1 protein-coding gene is annotated in these 357 nt (G+C 70.9%); it reads right to left on the bottom strand.

Translation table 11 applies throughout. From position 1 onward, the window contains the following. Positions 1 to 281, bottom strand: a 281-nt coding sequence (locus tag KSO97_RS17365; protein WP_308188345.1) for a ribonuclease III domain-containing protein, incomplete at its 3' end; no start/stop codon positions are given. Positions 282 to 357: the final 76 nt, after the last annotated feature.

Below are 357 nucleotides of genomic sequence, written 5' to 3'. Positions count from 1 at the left end.
CCCAAGCCGATGGTCTGCGCGACGCCAGCCAACGCACGGGCGTTGACGACTGCGGCGCGGAGCTTGGCCAGCCGTCCCTCGGAGAGGTCGGGGTGGCGGGTGTAGAGGGTCTCGGTGACGGCGACGCCGAGCACCGAGTCGCCGAGGAACTCCAACCGCTCGTTGTGCGGCAGACCACCGTTCTCGTAGGCGAACGACCGGTGCGTCAGCGCACGCTCGAGCAGCTCGGGATCCAAGGTGGGATCCCCGAGCTGCGTGCGCAGCGCTTCGTAGGTGCCGATGGCCGCGGTCGAGCGCTGGGTGCGCGTCAGAGAACCTGACGGCGGGCGTTGCGCGGCCAGTACGGCGCGCGCAACG

Origin of the sequence: Nocardioides sp. R-C-SC26, assembly GCF_021246465.1 — a bacterium.
Classification (GTDB): Bacteria; Actinomycetota; Actinomycetes; order Propionibacteriales; family Nocardioidaceae; genus Nocardioides.
The sequence above is the reverse complement of the archived record's forward strand: the minus strand, read 5'-3'. Positions and strand labels throughout refer to the sequence as shown.